The organism is Desulforegula conservatrix Mb1Pa, assembly GCF_000426225.1.
GTDB classification, from domain to species: domain Bacteria; phylum Desulfobacterota; class Desulfobacteria; order Desulfobacterales; family Desulforegulaceae; genus Desulforegula; species Desulforegula conservatrix.
The window spans coordinates 1-13,614 of the sequence record NZ_AUEY01000093.1 but is presented as its reverse complement, the minus strand read 5'-3'; the positions used below and the strand labels follow the sequence as shown (position 1 = coordinate 13,614).

Genomic DNA, 13,614 nt, shown 5'->3' with positions numbered 1-13,614 from the left:
ACATATATGCTGCTGAATTAGCGCTCGAAGTAGTCAGCAGAAAATCTTCCCAAAAATACGAGCCTGCTACTCTGGCTAATATTTTGGATGATCGTGATGTCAAAGTTTGGACAGAATGATTAAAAAAGTCCTTCGCTGATGTTCTGTAACTCGTCGGGATCCGATTTTGTATATCTGAATATAACTCTTGGAGAAACATTTCCGCTCATTTCCTGGGCAACGTGTATCCCGTGTTTGTCAGCAACTCTTTTTAGAAAAGTATGCCTGAGCTTATGCGGATGAAGTTTAATTTTTTCACTGTCTGAAGAATTAACAGATGCCTGCTTGGCTATACGTGTGCAGATTCTCCTGACATCGAGGGTTGCGAGTCTGTTACCGTATATAGAGACAAACAAGGCGTCTGATTCATCTGTTCTCGATTCAAGATACTCATCAATTTTTTCCCTTGAGTCCTGGGGAACCGGGATTTTCTTCTGAACCCTTTTCCCCTTGCGTTTTACGTTATGAAAGCCCTTTGAATGATATTGTGATTTATCAAGATTACAAAGCTCTTCTTCTCTGAGGCCAGTATGAATAAGCGCATAAAAAACTGCGGCTTCAAGAAGAGGATTCTGATCCTTTCTTACACAAAAAAGTCCTCTCTGGTCACAGGCGCTCTTAAGCCTCAGAACATCTTTGTCTGAAAGTCCTGACCAATCGGGATGATCTATTATGATGTCCTTTACATTTGTAAATGGGTCGCCTGCGAGAAATGGACGTTGTTTATGCATCCATCTGCCAAAATGGCGGGTTGTGGCCATTATTCTGTTTATTGTTGAAGGGGCGTATCCGTTTTGGCCATTTATGATGATTCTTTGCAAATGTTTCTGAAATTCTCTGGATAGGGCAGGGGTCCAGTGATCAGCTATTTCTCCCCCGGTTGCCATCTTGAAAAAATCGAGAAACTTTTCAAGATCCTTGGCTTTTGCATTTTCAGTTCTGCCAGACATTCCGACCACATGGATTTCGAAATATAGTGTCATCCAGATAGAGAGAGTATTTTTTTGTTCATGTGAAAGATGATCAGAGAGAAATCTTTTTTTTTCAGATGTGCTTGACTGACTGACAGTAATATTTGAAACTATTTGGCTTATTGGCATAAATAGTCCTTTATCCTTTCAAATTTAGATCATTGCATGCTGATAACAGTATTCGAGGCCGCCTGTTCGCTATCTACTTATGATTATCAATATATTTCAAAAGACTTTCTTTGGTTACCACCCAGTTGCGCTTGAGCTTGAAGGCAGGGATGGAGCCTCGTCTTGCCAGAATATTCAGATAATCCTGAGAATATGGCGATATTTTGGAGGCTTCAGCCAGAGTAATAAAATGAGCATGTATTTCTGGAATTGCTTCCATATACAGATAGATGGTTCGCTCTAAAGCTCGCCCCACAAAAAAGATAAAATCATTAGCTTGGCCCTTCTGACCTTTTTCCAAAGTATCATAATATTTTTTTCGGTCGTTTTTTAGAATTACAGCCGGGAAATATCCATTCTTTATAAGCATTAGATTCATAAGAAGACGTGATGTCCTGCCATTTCCATCTACAAATGGATGGATCCCCACAAGATCCAAGTGAGCAAGGGAAGCCTGGATCACAGGATGTTCATCCGTCTTATTCAACCTTCTGTTTGCAAAATCACTCATGAGGTTTGGAACGAACAATGGATCCGGAGGGATATGGGTTGCGCCAGCAATCCTGACCTGGATATCCCTGTAGCGGCCGGCATATTTAGGGTCAATTTCTTTCAAGACCAGACTATGAATTTCCCTGATGTTTCTTTCTGATATTTCAGATCCTGATAATGCGAGTTCCTCAACAAAGATAATAGCCTCTCTGTGATTTACGACTTCGAGATGTTCTTTAAGGCTTTTACTGCCAATGGTCATACCGGTTTCAAGAACAATAAGGGTTTCCTTGAGCGTCAGGGTATTACCTTCGATGGCATTGGAGTTGTACGTCCATTCTACCATCAGCTGCTTTTGCAGGCGGCTTACTATTGATGGAGAAAGAGGCCTGAATGTGTCTATCAGCCTTTTGGCTTCATCTATTCTGTTTAACAGTATTTGTATGCGATCTGATTTCATAATAAAATTTCTATCCGATCATAATTGCATTCTCAAACAAGATATGATTGTTTATAGTTAATAAAAACTTATCCGATCATTTATAATTAAAGAAATCTCTTAAAATTTTTTTTGTGTCGCCTGGGGTTCATTGGTTAGTAACGATGCGATACAGGCCTTTATTCAATTGGCTCTGGCGCCAGACCTGCGCCTGAGTTAGATCCTTGCTAAATTTCTTATTCAAACAGTCAAGAAACAGGTCTAATTATGTAAAATAAGGTCAGTTAAAAAAAGACGGCGTCAAAAGATTAATATCCCTGTCAGAAACCCCATATTCCTCAAAAAGAGGCCTCCATTTTTTAATTTTTTCAGACAATTCATTTATTATAGCTTCTGCTTCACTATTTGACAGGCCAAACCTGCCCGCCTTGCTCACGGCATTTTTCAGTGTGGCATTGCGTCCGCTCTGGCCGATTGACATTGCAAGGCTGAATTCACTGCTTATTCCTGCCCGAACAGGAGTTGGAACAATGTCATAAGCTGGTGACAGGGAAAGTCTTGTATCAGAATATAAGAAGCCGTGATTTCTTGGATGATCATCTGAATTACGCACAAGAATATTGAACACCATTCTTCGGAATAATTCATTAATATCAGTGATATCAGTATATTTCCGCATTGTGTCTGCAATGGACGGATAATCCCAGAGCAGGCGGTCATTTTCGTCCCATTGCATTAAAGAAAGGGCGCTTATAAATCCTTTCCTTATCCAGCCATCATGATGATTAATTCTGTCAAAACGCCTGATTAGAAATACATTTCTACTGGCAACGGTTACAATCCTTATTTCAGGAATTTTTATTCCACAGACAGCAGCAAGGCTCATTGTAGCGTATTCAATGCGTGGGATATCAAGAAAATCATTTTTTGACGGAAATTTTGCAATCCATAGAGCATCATCAAACTCTACTGTGCATTTTGGGCGCGCCCCTCCCATACTGCTTCCCTGGCGGAGAATTTGAAGAAGTGCGGCATCGGCTTCCTCACCTTTTTCAATTTTGTCCGAAGCTGCAAGAATATCTCCGAGTTTGTTAAAATGAGGCGGAGCAAGATCAGGCTCAGGATCATCAGGAAAAACACGAAAATCAAGATTGCCTACTCTTGTGGCATTTGACGCCAGTAGAAAATCCATTTCTGACATTGCTTCCGGAGCTACTCGTGCTTCTGCGGCAATGACCAGTCTTCCCCAGTAATCCGGAGCTGCGTCTCTGAATGCGCCATAAAGCCCTCCGTTTTTATCAGCCTCTTTTGGCTGAGGACCTAAGGCAAGAGCTATAGGATCGACAGGTATTGCATTAGGTCGTTCAAGATATCTCCGGCCATAGGCAAATTCTCCGATTCCGGCCTCTTCATGGTGTGTAAAGATTCCTGCCGGTACTGCCTTGGGTTCACCTGGAAGATATATGAAAACAACCACTTTTCTTTCACTCATAATCAGAAATCCAGATCATCCTTATTTTTTTGTTTTCTTATCCTTTCGGGCAGCCTTTGCTGTTCCAGAAATATTCCTGTTTTATCTTTTTCAGGAACAGCAATTTCCAGAAGATTTTTTTCAAGCCCAAGAACCCATAAAGCAGAGGCAAATACAGCCAGTGAAACTCCTGGGTCTCCTTTTTCAAGACGTGAGAGTGTCTTACGTGTGACAAACATGCGTGAGGCCATGTCTTCCATGGTTATCATACGTCTTTTTCTGGCAATTCTTATGCGCTCGCCAATTTGCGAAAGGTATTTTTCTATTTCTACAGGCAATTCATGTATTTGGGTCATATGCTATCCTGAATATAATTTTATGTATCTTATATTATCCTTATTTTAATAAAAATCAAGATAGGGATAAGTTTAACTCAGAAAAGCAGAAACACTACACGCTTTTTCGCGCCGCATTTTTTTATTTGATTTTATATAATCCTGAATTATAATCTAGACGGTCTAACTTAATATAAAAAAAGGTGTATTATGGAACACTGGCAGCTTCAAACAGCAAAAAATAGATTTAGTGAAGTTGTAGAAAAAGCTCTACACTTAGGCCCTCAAGTTGTTACACGACACGGGATAGAAACAGTTGTTGTTCTTTCTATAGAAGAATACAGAAAGCTTACTCGCCCCAAAAATTCTCTTGTCGATTTTTTCAAAACTTCTCCACTAAAGGATATAAATCTTGATCTTGAAAGAGATAAAGACACAGGAAGGGATCTTGAACTTTGAATTATATTCTCGATACTTGCGTAATTTCAGAATTGGTTAAACCTTTACCCAATGAAAACGTTCTTGAATGGATAGAAAAGCAAAGTGAAGATAATCTTTATTTAAGCGTCATAACGATAGGTGAAATTCAAAAAGGCATTTCAAAACTTCCTGAAAGCAATAAAAAAACAAATTTACAAACATGGCTTGACAACGACCTGAAATTTCGTTTTGAAAGCCGTATTTTGCCCATAGACGAAAAAATAGCCAAAGAATGGGGAAAAATTCAGGGTATATCAGAAAAAGCTGGAAGTAAACTCCCTGTAATAGACAGCATGATAGCCGCTACAGGCCTTTTTCATAAAATGACAATTGTGACAAGAAACATAGATGACATGCAAATATCTGGATTAGAAATTTTTAATCCCTGGAATTTTTAATAGGCATATATGAACAAACTCTAACTTATCGAAGCTTTAAAAATCGAAGCGGGAATATCAAAAACTGAATCTGCTGCAATCGTACATCTTTTCTTTGATGAAATGAAACAAGCTCTTGCAAAAGATGACAGGGTTGAAATTCGCGGCCTGTTTTCTTTTTATGTAAAAACCTATGAAAGCTACACCGGCAGAAATCCCAAAACAGGCGAGCAAGTAACCATAGAACCCAAAAAACTCCCATTTTTTAAAGCTGGCAAGGAACTGAAAGACCGTATCAACTCAAAGAAAAAATAATATTTTTCCCCCACTGGCCTTGGCCCTTATCTCTTAAACTAATGCCACAAGCATGACAGTAAATTGCGAAGCTATGTTTTTTAAAAAATCTTCGGATGTTCGTCCATATGATTTTATTTTACATAATAGACGATGAATATGATCTTTCAAGAAAATCTCACTATAAAAACTTATAGATCACAGCCTCACCGACTTTTTTAGGCCAGCGGGGAAGAATATGGCCTTATATATATAAGGTGTAACTGACGAGTTTTTTGATTCTGTGATCTATAAGGAACATTAACGAGCACAGTTCTCTATAATAAAGCTTGCTTACTCATCTACCTTATTTCAGCATGCTTTTTTCAGTCATAAGTTTTGTATTGTCATGAATTTTGAAAAGAACGATGAGAAGCTCGCATGCTATTCTTGATCCGATGGCGCCGCATATTGTCACAAATATTCCAGTCAGTAATCTTCCCGGTCCACCTACACCCATGAAAATCATTGAGTTGCTTGCTGCAAATCCGGAAAAAATGGAGCCTATAAGCATTAGCCAGTAAACAATTGTTATGATGCTTGGGGTCAGCATTTTATTAAAAGAAAAAATTGTATTCATTTTGAATTTGGAGTCCCTTTTATTTGGCTGGCGCCCGGCCCTTGCCGCGCGCCTTGAGTTTTTAATTACTGGTTGTTTTTCTGATAATCATGATAGGCATTGTGTCTTGTTTCGTATGATGCCCAGGTTTCATTCTGCATCTGAGGGGTCAGTGAATATCCCCTGCTCGCCTGATCCTGACCGGCATATACAGATCCCTGCCAGGTGAAGTTGCCAGATGAAGGGTCTTTGTACTTTGGATCGTTGAAATCAAACATATTTTTTTCCTTTATTTATGTGGTTGTTAATTATGCTCTCTTTGATTTTTATATGGGGCTTTTTCAGGCCTGTTTTTTTGTTTTTGCGTAGGCCTTATTATTTTTTAGTTCCCTTGAAAAATCATTGAGAAGCACTTCTCATAGGGTTATGTGAGATATTTTAGGCAGATCTGAGTGTTTTTGCGTATGAAAGGAATATTTTGCAGGATCAGTTTTTTAGTGCTTCTGATTTAGTTTTATCTGGAGCAATCTGTTGTTGATTTAAGATTATAGAGGCTGGTTATTGATAACGAAGAAGCTTTAATGTCTGTTTTTTATGAAGGTTGCCAGTGATTTGGCTGTCAGAACCATCATAACCAGCGGTATGATAAGGCATACCCCGGTTATGATGTCTTATTTTTCATGATGTTATTGTTTTCTTCCAAACAGCCTGGAAAAGAAGGATCTGTTTGTTTCTTTTCTGAAGAATTCAGCGGGAAGACCCTCGTTCCATACACCTGAGAGAGTGAACTGCGCCCAGCTGCTGAATTCAAGGATATCTTGCGTAAAACCGCCATGATCTACATAATTGAACAGGCGTTTTTCAAGGGTTAAAGCTTCTGATTCTGACCTATTTTTTTGATTTCCTGGAAGTGATTCAAGACCTCGACAATATGATTCTTTTTTGCCAGCCATATTAAGCATGGACTTAACTCCGCCGTCGTTCAGTATTTCATTAGCCTTTGCCCTGTGGTCTTTTTCGTTTGAAGGGTTTTTCATCCATATCTGCGCCTCCTGCATGGCTTTAGCGTAATCCATGCCTGATTTGAGATTTGCGTAGAATCTTGAAGAAAACACCATGGCAATAAAATCATTGGTGTTCCATAATGTTCCAGCCACTGCCCTTGCACCTTTTATGAGAAAAACTGAGGACAGCGTATTGAACTCGTCTGTATGTCCTGGACGTATGAGAGATGACTGGCAGGAAGATAGGTAGACAAGCCATGCCCATGTGAAGTCACAGTTTTTTTCTATATCTTCTCTTGGGATTATACTGTCTTTTCCTGTGTGTATGCCTATTGTAGAAGAATGTCCTGAATAATGAAGAACCCTGCTTCTTGCCTTTTCAAAGCTGTCTGTTGAGACTATGCGCTCAATTTTGCCCTTCCTGCCTGACCCTGAAAAGAAGCTGGTGAGATATTCGGCTTCCGGCCTTGCCATTACCGGATCATAAGCATTCCCCGGAAACATGGCTGTAAAATCCCATGTTTCTGCTGATTCATTTTTTTCTCTGTCAGGTTTTTTATCGTATGACAGGCATCTTTTGAGTATTGAAAGACTTGGCGCATAGCTTGTGACGAATCTGTCAAGCACATGCCCTTTCCCCATTTTCATTGCTCCAAGTGGAAGGATATGAAGAATGCCGTATGGTATGAAAATGAGGTTTTTAACAGAATCAGGCACGAGAGTTGTAATCTTTGGAACAGCAACAGACGCGAAGCTGTCAAGCATGGTCATGATTTTTTCTATCCGCTTTTTTTCATCGTTCTGACTCATGCTTAAGGATTCGAGGAATATATCGGACTCTATTATTTCTGTCCTGACCTCTCTTGCATGGATGAAAAACACGCAGACGCTTTTTCCTCCAAGCGGAAAGAATGAAATGGCAGCTATCTCCGGAGGCATTTTCTCGAATATGGTCGCACGGAGATCCCGCATCGCCTCTGAGCTGTCTTTCTCCTCAAGTGCCTTTGTGAAGTAAACCCTTGCTCCAGGCTGTTTCTTCTGGATATACATGCTTCTTACGTGGTCAGATATGATAAGCGCCACGGCAGGCTCGTTTCTCTCAAGATGCTCCTTGACAGCAAGCCTCCATGTCTCAAGATGCGGAGCAAGTTCTTTTGCCACATCATTTTCAGTGCAATCTTCTGGCAGCCCATCAATGCAGTCGAGGCATCTGTTGATGGCCTTGTGAAGAAACTCGAGTCCCTTTCCTTTTAGAGATGTATCATCAAGCAATATTTTGCCCATGCTATGATATGCAGAGGCAGCAAGCTTATTATCCTTGAGCTGTTCCAATTTTTTGACCGGGTCGTCGAGGAGGGCTGACACTTCTAAGATTGAACCGATCTTAGCCCTTAGCATAGCTTTTGCCTGCATGGCTCTGCACTTCATCTCATTTACAATATTTGTTATGCCTTCTGTTGCGCGCTGATCGGCTGCTGATCCATAAAGTTCATAGGCTTTTTTGTAAGCGAGCCTGGATTCTTCGGGCTTGTCGAGATTGAAATAGCTTAAGCCTTTATAAAAATGACAATCAGCCTTATTTTTATCATCTGAATAAAATTCAGCCCCTATATCGAATGAGGCTATAGCCTCTTCATAACGTTGAAGTCCACAGAGTGCACTTCCTTTGTTGAAAAAACACACTGCTTTATCATAATTATCTGAATAAATGTGAGCAGCAATATCATGTGAATTAATTGCATCTTCATAGCGTTGAAGTTCATGAAGCGCCCGGCCTTTGTTGAATAAAAAATCTGCCTTATAATCACCATCTAAATCAATGTCAGCGCCAATATCGAATGAAGCTATTGCCTCTTCATAGCATTGCAGCTCATAAAGGGCCCTGCCTTTATTGAAAAAGCAGCGTGCTTTGTGGTCGTTTTCTAAACAAAAGCCAGCTGCAATATCGAATGAAGCTATTGCCTCGTTATAACGTTGAAGTTCAAAAAGAGAATAACCTTTGTTGAAAAAACAAAGAGCCTTAGAATCATCATCTATATCAATATCAGCAGTGCTATCATATAAATCAATTGTCTCTGCATAGCGTTGGAGTTCTGCAAGGGCTGCGCCTTTACATAAATAGCATTTTGCCTTGTCATCATCATTTGAGAAAAACCCTGCCGCAATATCATATGAAGTGATTGCTTCTTCATAAAATTGAAGTTCTTCAAAGGTTAACCCTTTTTTGTAATGGCATACAGCCCTATCCTCAGAGTCAATATACAGTTCAGCTGCAATATCATATGAAGTTATCGCTTCTTCATGGCATCCGAGAATTTCCAAACAATGACCTTTATTGTAATTGCATTCTCCAAGTTCATTCTTGTTCCCCGTCTTCTCAAACAATTCTCCTGCCCTGGTGTAAAGAGCAATCGCATCTTCAAATCTTTCCTTATCGGCAAGGCTCTCTGCTTCATCAAAAAGCTTCCTTGCAGCTTCTTCAAAATCTTCATGGCTATCCATGTTCTCAAATACCCTTATATAAATCAAAATGAAGTATCAAAATGAAATCCATGACTATCCAGTAAACCGCACAATTTCTATTGCCGGACTAAAACCGAGCATCAATTTTTTAATATTTTTTAATCGCACAGAATATTTACCAACAGATTCAATTTTAGAAATGCACGACAACTCATATCATATGTTCAGTTGATGATTACAACACAACTTTCAAGAAAAAACCCTTAAGACACCCCGAGTTTTATAAAATTTTCAATCTACACAAAAAAGCAACCTGATTATCTCTTTTTAGCCACATATCCTTCCCTGAATAACAATTTATTCATTCTTTGCAGAAATAGAATTATTAAAAACAGGAGAGAAATCATGAATGAAATGGTTTTAAAGCAGGTTTCTGAGGATGAGGCAAAAGAGATCCTTACTTCATATATCCCGAATCTTATAAGTACAATGAATGATAAATGCGATACAGTTGTCAGGTCTATGAATCTGCCTTTTTATAATGATTTCAAACTTTATGAAATTATATATCTCAAACCTGAGTATTCATCTCTTTATTATTTTATGGCAAGGCCTGGGGATAGCGTACTTATGGACTACACGTCCGAATCTTTTGATAAAGTCAATGCTCTTGCATCCATGAAACTTGACAGAGATACCGCAGTCTCATACCTCAAATTTTTCTTCAGATTTGTCCGTGATGATATTGGGCGTATACATATAATAGAAAACTATGACGACCTGCCAGGAATTAAAGATCAAGACTCTATAGAACCGGAATTTATTGATCAGGAGTTCTTAAAACCAAGAATTAGAACATTTGATACCAACGGCCTGCTTGAAATTGCCTGCTATGCATTCTCTGAAAACAAGCTTATGGCTATTAACATAATGCTTGCTACAGTAGATGGTATTTTCACCGTACCAGGGAAGCACGAGCCTGTTAAAGCCCAGGCAGGATCAATCTTAATGGGAAAATATTACCAGATAGCAACCTTTACTGAAAAAGGGCTTCATTTTTCTAAAAACAATATCTCCAATGATTTCAACAATGAAGATTCCTTCGATAAATTTGATTGCAGCCCCAAATTTGGCTTATATGAAAAAACACCTCTTGTGGATATACTGGATTACCGAATTCCATGCCCAGAAGACTTGTCTCGCCTTATAGATAAGAATCATGGGTTAATAGATTCTTTAGGTTCTGTAAGTCCTGTCTTGGTTCAAATAGCAGATCTACCATTTTACAGAGATTATAAACTTTGCACATCAACAGATCTTGGTGCCCAGAAACCTAACGTCAGAATAGCACTTTTTGGCCCAGATGGATTGATACCGTTGAATTACACAAATGCAATGATATACGAGATAAACGAGAGAGCTCCTTTAATTTTGAGTAAAAAGACTCTGCCCGTCTACCTTAAATTCTTCTTCTTTGCTGTCCGTGGTCTCCATGGAAGATTTATCTTTGTTGAAAAAGAGGAAGATATGCCATGGACTGAAGAGGCAGACACAATTCAAAAAGAGATGGTGGCCAGGGAACTGATGCCGATAGATATTAAAGATATTGGAGCAGATGGGTTTATAACTGCCACGGCTACACTTCTTTTTAAAAATGCACTATTCAGGACAGATATAAAAATTGCTCCTTCGAGAATGATCGTCAATGATGAAGAGTCAGGCCTTACAGAAACGTTCGGCCTTGGGCAGGTTATGCTCGTTAATGAAAATCTTCTCATTGAAGATCTTGATGTTTTTGTTGATGATAGCCTCTCTTATAAAAGAGAAGAAGAATACTGCTAAATGGAGATTAAGGAAATGGTGGATGGTAAAAGGCATCAGGTACAGTACGATCAGAATATAGCGGGGTTTTTTCATGATTTTAACATTCACACAGGACGACCAGAACTGTTTGCTGGGTACATAACTGGGCACTGCTTAAAGGATAAAGAAGTATCTTCCGGTGAGACGTATGGCATAGCCGCAGATTTTGGATGCGGAACAGGCTGGCTTTCAACAAGGCTTGCTTTTGACGGCTTTGAAAAAGTATACGGAATAGACACCTCCCCATCTATGATCAACCAGGCAATGGACAAAACCCCTTCATACCTGCTCAAAACCGGCAGAGTTTGTTATCATGTTGAAATACCATTGGATATACTTGGGAGGTGTGATCTTGCCACAGCGGTTCACCTGCACTACCATTTCAATACAAAGGAAAAATTAAGGGACGATTTCTTCGGAGTTTTGGCTTCTCTTATTTCAAAGAATGGAGAAGTGATAATGATAGGTTGTCCTTCAAAAAATATCAGAAACACGCCTGATCATTTTTATTCCTGTATACATATGGATGATATTCCTGAAAAAATAGCCTGCCAGACGTTATCAATAAATGATTACGCAGACCAACAAGGATATGTTCCTATATCATGCTTGCCTGACTTCAGGGTTGAAGACGGAACACAACTTAAGGTTGTTTTTAGCATACAGGATTTAAGTGGCAATGTCAGAAAGGCTTATCTTACAGATACTCACTGGAATGATGATATGCTTGAATCTGTTGCACGAGAAGCGGGTTTATCCCTTATAAGAAGACAGGAACTTTCATGGAGAAATCATCCAGGCTCATATATGGCCATGCATTTCAGGAAATTATAGCGCATTAAAAAAACATATACGATTTAAGGCCGGACTTTCATTTGTAGTTCGGCTTTTTTATTTTGATTTGCTTGGGCAGGTTAAAAATAGAGCGTCTACGCATAATAAAAGTCCTCATACTTTTTTTAAGTACATATAGCTTATGTAAGATTTAACATTTTATTACCAACTAAAACAAAAGGAGACAAAAAACGATGAAGAAAAGAAAAGGATCTGCCATTAGCAAAGCATTATCAATTATGGCAAGCTTAGCCTGCATTTTTTCAGCAAGTGCTGCATCGGTGTATGCTGGAGCAGGTGAAATTCCATATGGCGTAAGAAACATCTCATTCGATACATCAGGGAAGATGTATGTCGCCGGAGATTTCAAGGTTAACGGCGATCAGCCATGAAAGAACGTCGCCATATGGGACGGATCAAAATGGTCATCACCAGGAGGAGGGGTAGATGGTTTCGTTTATGATATTAAAGTCGCCCCGAACGGCACTTTTTACGTAAATTTTGCATCTCCAGGCAGTGATAGTAAAAGTCTCGCTAAATGGGATGGCAAATCCTGGACGGTTATCGGTTATGGAGCCAGTTTAGGAGTAAGTCCAGACAATGTTTTTTATGCTGAACTGGAAAGTTCGGACAAAAAAATCAAGGAGAGGCATTTTGCAAAATGGGATGGAGAGAAGTGGATAACACTATATAAGCTTGCTGAGAGCGAAAATATTGGCGCGCTTGATTTTTCAAAAGATAACGGCATCTATTCAAAAAACTACAAATTAAATGGATCATCCACAGAGTCATCACTTGTCAAATGGAATGGAGGAAAATGGTCGGTTCTGACAGCAGGAGAGTTTGTAGCGCTTGCCTCTAAAAATGAAAGCTTCAGGCATGGAGGTGGCTGGTATTTGATCAGCTCGTGGGATGGTACAAAATGGATGTCAGGAGCCGCTAAAAAGGAGTCTATTAGCGGACTGGATGCTTTTACTTATGCCCCAGGCGGAAAAATATTCGGAGTCCTTGTTAGATATTGTTTTGAAGAGGATACTTCACGCAGAAACAATATAAGGAAATGGAACGGTAAGGGTTGGGAAGATATAAAATCCAAAGCCGATGGATTTGTGAATGTTCTGGCAATTCACCCGGATGGCAGTCTTTATGCTGGCGGAGAGTTTGGTAAGATTGAAGGTGTAGAATCAGTATATATAGCAAAATGGGACGGCACTAAATGGATAAAGGTTGGTACAGGTAAAGATCTGTCAATTTAGATCCAGCAAGGAATAGTTAAATGAAAAGCCTCCTGCTCAAATGTTTTTTAAAAACACCTGTCCTGCTTATTGTTGTTACATTTCTGATAACTGGCTGCGGCGTAAGAGTAATGGTTCCTGTGATGAGGCCGGCGGAAATCAATCTGAATGGTAAGCAGCGGCTGGCAATGGGTTTCTTTGAAGGAAACATTGGCCGTAGAGCCTCTGATCTTATTGAGTCAAGACTGTCTGCCGCCGGATACTTTGAGCTGATAAACAGCCCTGTCACCGACCACCGGCAAAGCCGGTGGCATGGAATTCTGAACCGCTCAAAGCGGTAAAAAATGGGGATCACCTAAAGGTGATTAATCAAACAGTCTTAACTGTTCAATTCTGCGGTCCTCATATTCTTGTTTTCTAATATACTCTCGAACCGCCAGCTCATCTTTGCCAACTGTCGAGACATAATAGCCTCTTGCCCAAAAATTCTGACCAGTAAAATTCTTTTTCCGGCCACCATAATTCCTTGCAATGCTTATTGCACTCTTCCC

Annotated in this window: 16 protein-coding genes; 8 read left to right on the top strand and 8 right to left on the bottom strand. The window is 39.6% G+C overall.

All coding sequences use genetic code 11. The features are described 5' to 3' along the window. Positions 1 to 119: 119 nt before the first annotated feature. From K245_RS0118850 to K245_RS0118835, 4 genes are all read right to left on the bottom strand, one after another. Entirely contained in the window at positions 120 to 1,139 is a 1,020-nt protein-coding gene (locus K245_RS0118850; protein ID WP_051284412.1) for a tyrosine-type recombinase/integrase, read from the bottom strand. 73 nt (positions 1,140 to 1,212) lie between these two features. Continuing rightward, positions 1,213 to 2,130: a Fic family protein gene (locus K245_RS0118845; protein WP_051284408.1), complete on the bottom strand. Its 918-nt coding sequence runs from the start codon at positions 2,128 to 2,130 to the stop codon at positions 1,213 to 1,215. A gap of 259 nt (positions 2,131 to 2,389) precedes the next feature. Next, positions 2,390 to 3,601: a type II toxin-antitoxin system HipA family toxin gene (locus K245_RS25425; protein WP_051284406.1), complete on the bottom strand. Its 1,212-nt coding sequence runs from the start codon at positions 3,599 to 3,601 to the stop codon at positions 2,390 to 2,392. Between the two features lie 2 nt (positions 3,602 to 3,603). After that, positions 3,604 to 3,936 carry a helix-turn-helix domain-containing protein gene (locus K245_RS0118835; protein WP_027360450.1) on the bottom strand — a complete coding sequence of 111 codons (333 nt, stop codon included), beginning with the start codon at positions 3,934 to 3,936 and terminating at the stop codon, positions 3,604 to 3,606. A gap of 189 nt (positions 3,937 to 4,125) precedes the next feature. Between K245_RS0118835 and K245_RS0118830 the strand changes: the two genes are divergently transcribed. Genes K245_RS0118830 through K245_RS25420 form a run of 3 tightly spaced genes read left to right on the top strand, consistent with a single transcriptional unit; the run spans position 4,126 to position 5,087 of the window. Further along, complete coding sequence (locus K245_RS0118830) at positions 4,126 to 4,374, top strand: type II toxin-antitoxin system Phd/YefM family antitoxin (RefSeq protein ID WP_027360449.1); 249 nt, start codon at positions 4,126 to 4,128, stop codon at positions 4,372 to 4,374. Beyond that, on the top strand, positions 4,371 to 4,793 hold the full coding sequence (locus K245_RS0118825) for a type II toxin-antitoxin system VapC family toxin (RefSeq protein ID WP_027360448.1): 423 nt from the start codon (positions 4,371 to 4,373) through the stop codon (positions 4,791 to 4,793). Before K245_RS0118830 ends, K245_RS0118825 begins: the two co-directional genes overlap by 4 nt. Positions 4,794 to 4,820: 27 nt before the next feature. Continuing rightward, positions 4,821 to 5,087 (top strand): HU family DNA-binding protein, encoded by a 267-nt coding sequence (locus tag K245_RS25420; RefSeq protein ID WP_232223851.1) that lies wholly within the window; start codon positions 4,821 to 4,823, stop codon positions 5,085 to 5,087. 325 nt (positions 5,088 to 5,412) lie between these two features. On the opposite strand, the gene K245_RS0118815 is transcribed toward K245_RS25420, so the two are convergent. The 3 genes from K245_RS0118815 to K245_RS0118800 all read right to left on the bottom strand — a co-directional run bounded on the left by K245_RS0118815 (position 5,413) and on the right by K245_RS0118800 (position 9,170). After that, complete coding sequence (locus K245_RS0118815; RefSeq protein WP_027360447.1) at positions 5,413 to 5,685, bottom strand: DUF4282 domain-containing protein; 273 nt, start codon at positions 5,683 to 5,685, stop codon at positions 5,413 to 5,415. A gap of 65 nt (positions 5,686 to 5,750) precedes the next feature. Further along, positions 5,751 to 5,942 (bottom strand): hypothetical protein, encoded by a 192-nt coding sequence (locus tag K245_RS0118810; RefSeq protein WP_027360446.1) that lies wholly within the window; start codon positions 5,940 to 5,942, stop codon positions 5,751 to 5,753. 408 nt (positions 5,943 to 6,350) lie between these two features. Then, positions 6,351 to 9,170: a CHAT domain-containing tetratricopeptide repeat protein gene (locus tag K245_RS0118800; RefSeq protein WP_027360445.1), complete on the bottom strand. Its 2,820-nt coding sequence runs from the start codon at positions 9,168 to 9,170 to the stop codon at positions 6,351 to 6,353. A 366-nt stretch (positions 9,171 to 9,536) separates the two neighbouring features. Between K245_RS0118800 and K245_RS0118795 the strand changes: the two genes are divergently transcribed. From K245_RS0118795 to K245_RS0118775, 5 genes are all read left to right on the top strand, one after another. After that, entirely contained in the window at positions 9,537 to 10,973 is a 1,437-nt protein-coding gene (locus tag K245_RS0118795) for a hypothetical protein (protein ID WP_027360444.1), read from the top strand. Then, on the top strand, positions 10,974 to 11,828 hold the full coding sequence (locus K245_RS0118790) for a class I SAM-dependent methyltransferase (protein ID WP_027360443.1): 855 nt from the start codon (positions 10,974 to 10,976) through the stop codon (positions 11,826 to 11,828). It begins immediately after the preceding gene. A gap of 194 nt (positions 11,829 to 12,022) precedes the next feature. Further along, positions 12,023 to 12,220, top strand: coding sequence for a hypothetical protein (locus tag K245_RS0118785; protein ID WP_027360442.1), 198 nt, complete (start codon positions 12,023 to 12,025; stop codon positions 12,218 to 12,220). A 504-nt stretch (positions 12,221 to 12,724) separates the two neighbouring features. Beyond that, entirely contained in the window at positions 12,725 to 13,084 is a 360-nt protein-coding gene (locus K245_RS0118780; protein WP_027360441.1) for a hypothetical protein, read from the top strand. Between the two features lie 20 nt (positions 13,085 to 13,104). After that, positions 13,105 to 13,404, top strand: coding sequence for a hypothetical protein (locus K245_RS0118775; protein WP_027360440.1), 300 nt, complete (start codon positions 13,105 to 13,107; stop codon positions 13,402 to 13,404). Between the two features lie 24 nt (positions 13,405 to 13,428). Here K245_RS0118775 and K245_RS0118770 read toward each other — a convergent pair. Then, positions 13,429 to 13,614: transposase (locus tag K245_RS0118770; protein ID WP_027360439.1), on the bottom strand; the 186-nt coding region annotated here is incomplete at its 5' end.

Coding starts and splice junctions, on each gene's coding strand:
- K245_RS0118850 (WP_051284412.1), bottom strand. CDS start 1,139: ATGCCAATAAGCCAAATAGTTTCAAATATTACTGTCAGTCAGTCAAGC.
- K245_RS0118845 (WP_051284408.1), bottom strand. CDS start 2,130: ATGAAATCAGATCGCATACAAATACTGTTAAACAGAATAGATGAAGCC.
- K245_RS25425 (WP_051284406.1), bottom strand. CDS start 3,601: ATGAGTGAAAGAAAAGTGGTTGTTTTCATATATCTTCCAGGTGAACCC.
- K245_RS0118835 (WP_027360450.1), bottom strand. CDS start 3,936: ATGACCCAAATACATGAATTGCCTGTAGAAATAGAAAAATACCTTTCG.
- K245_RS0118830 (WP_027360449.1), top strand. CDS start 4,126: ATGGAACACTGGCAGCTTCAAACAGCAAAAAATAGATTTAGTGAAGTT.
- K245_RS0118815 (WP_027360447.1), bottom strand. CDS start 5,685: ATGAATACAATTTTTTCTTTTAATAAAATGCTGACCCCAAGCATCATA.
- K245_RS0118810 (WP_027360446.1), bottom strand. CDS start 5,942: ATGTTTGATTTCAACGATCCAAAGTACAAAGACCCTTCATCTGGCAAC.
- K245_RS0118800 (WP_027360445.1), bottom strand. CDS start 9,170: ATGGATAGCCATGAAGATTTTGAAGAAGCTGCAAGGAAGCTTTTTGAT.
- K245_RS0118795 (WP_027360444.1), top strand. CDS start 9,537: ATGAATGAAATGGTTTTAAAGCAGGTTTCTGAGGATGAGGCAAAAGAG.
- K245_RS0118790 (WP_027360443.1), top strand. CDS start 10,974: ATGGAGATTAAGGAAATGGTGGATGGTAAAAGGCATCAGGTACAGTAC.
- K245_RS0118785 (WP_027360442.1), top strand. CDS start 12,023: ATGAAGAAAAGAAAAGGATCTGCCATTAGCAAAGCATTATCAATTATG.
- K245_RS0118775 (WP_027360440.1), top strand. CDS start 13,105: ATGAAAAGCCTCCTGCTCAAATGTTTTTTAAAAACACCTGTCCTGCTT.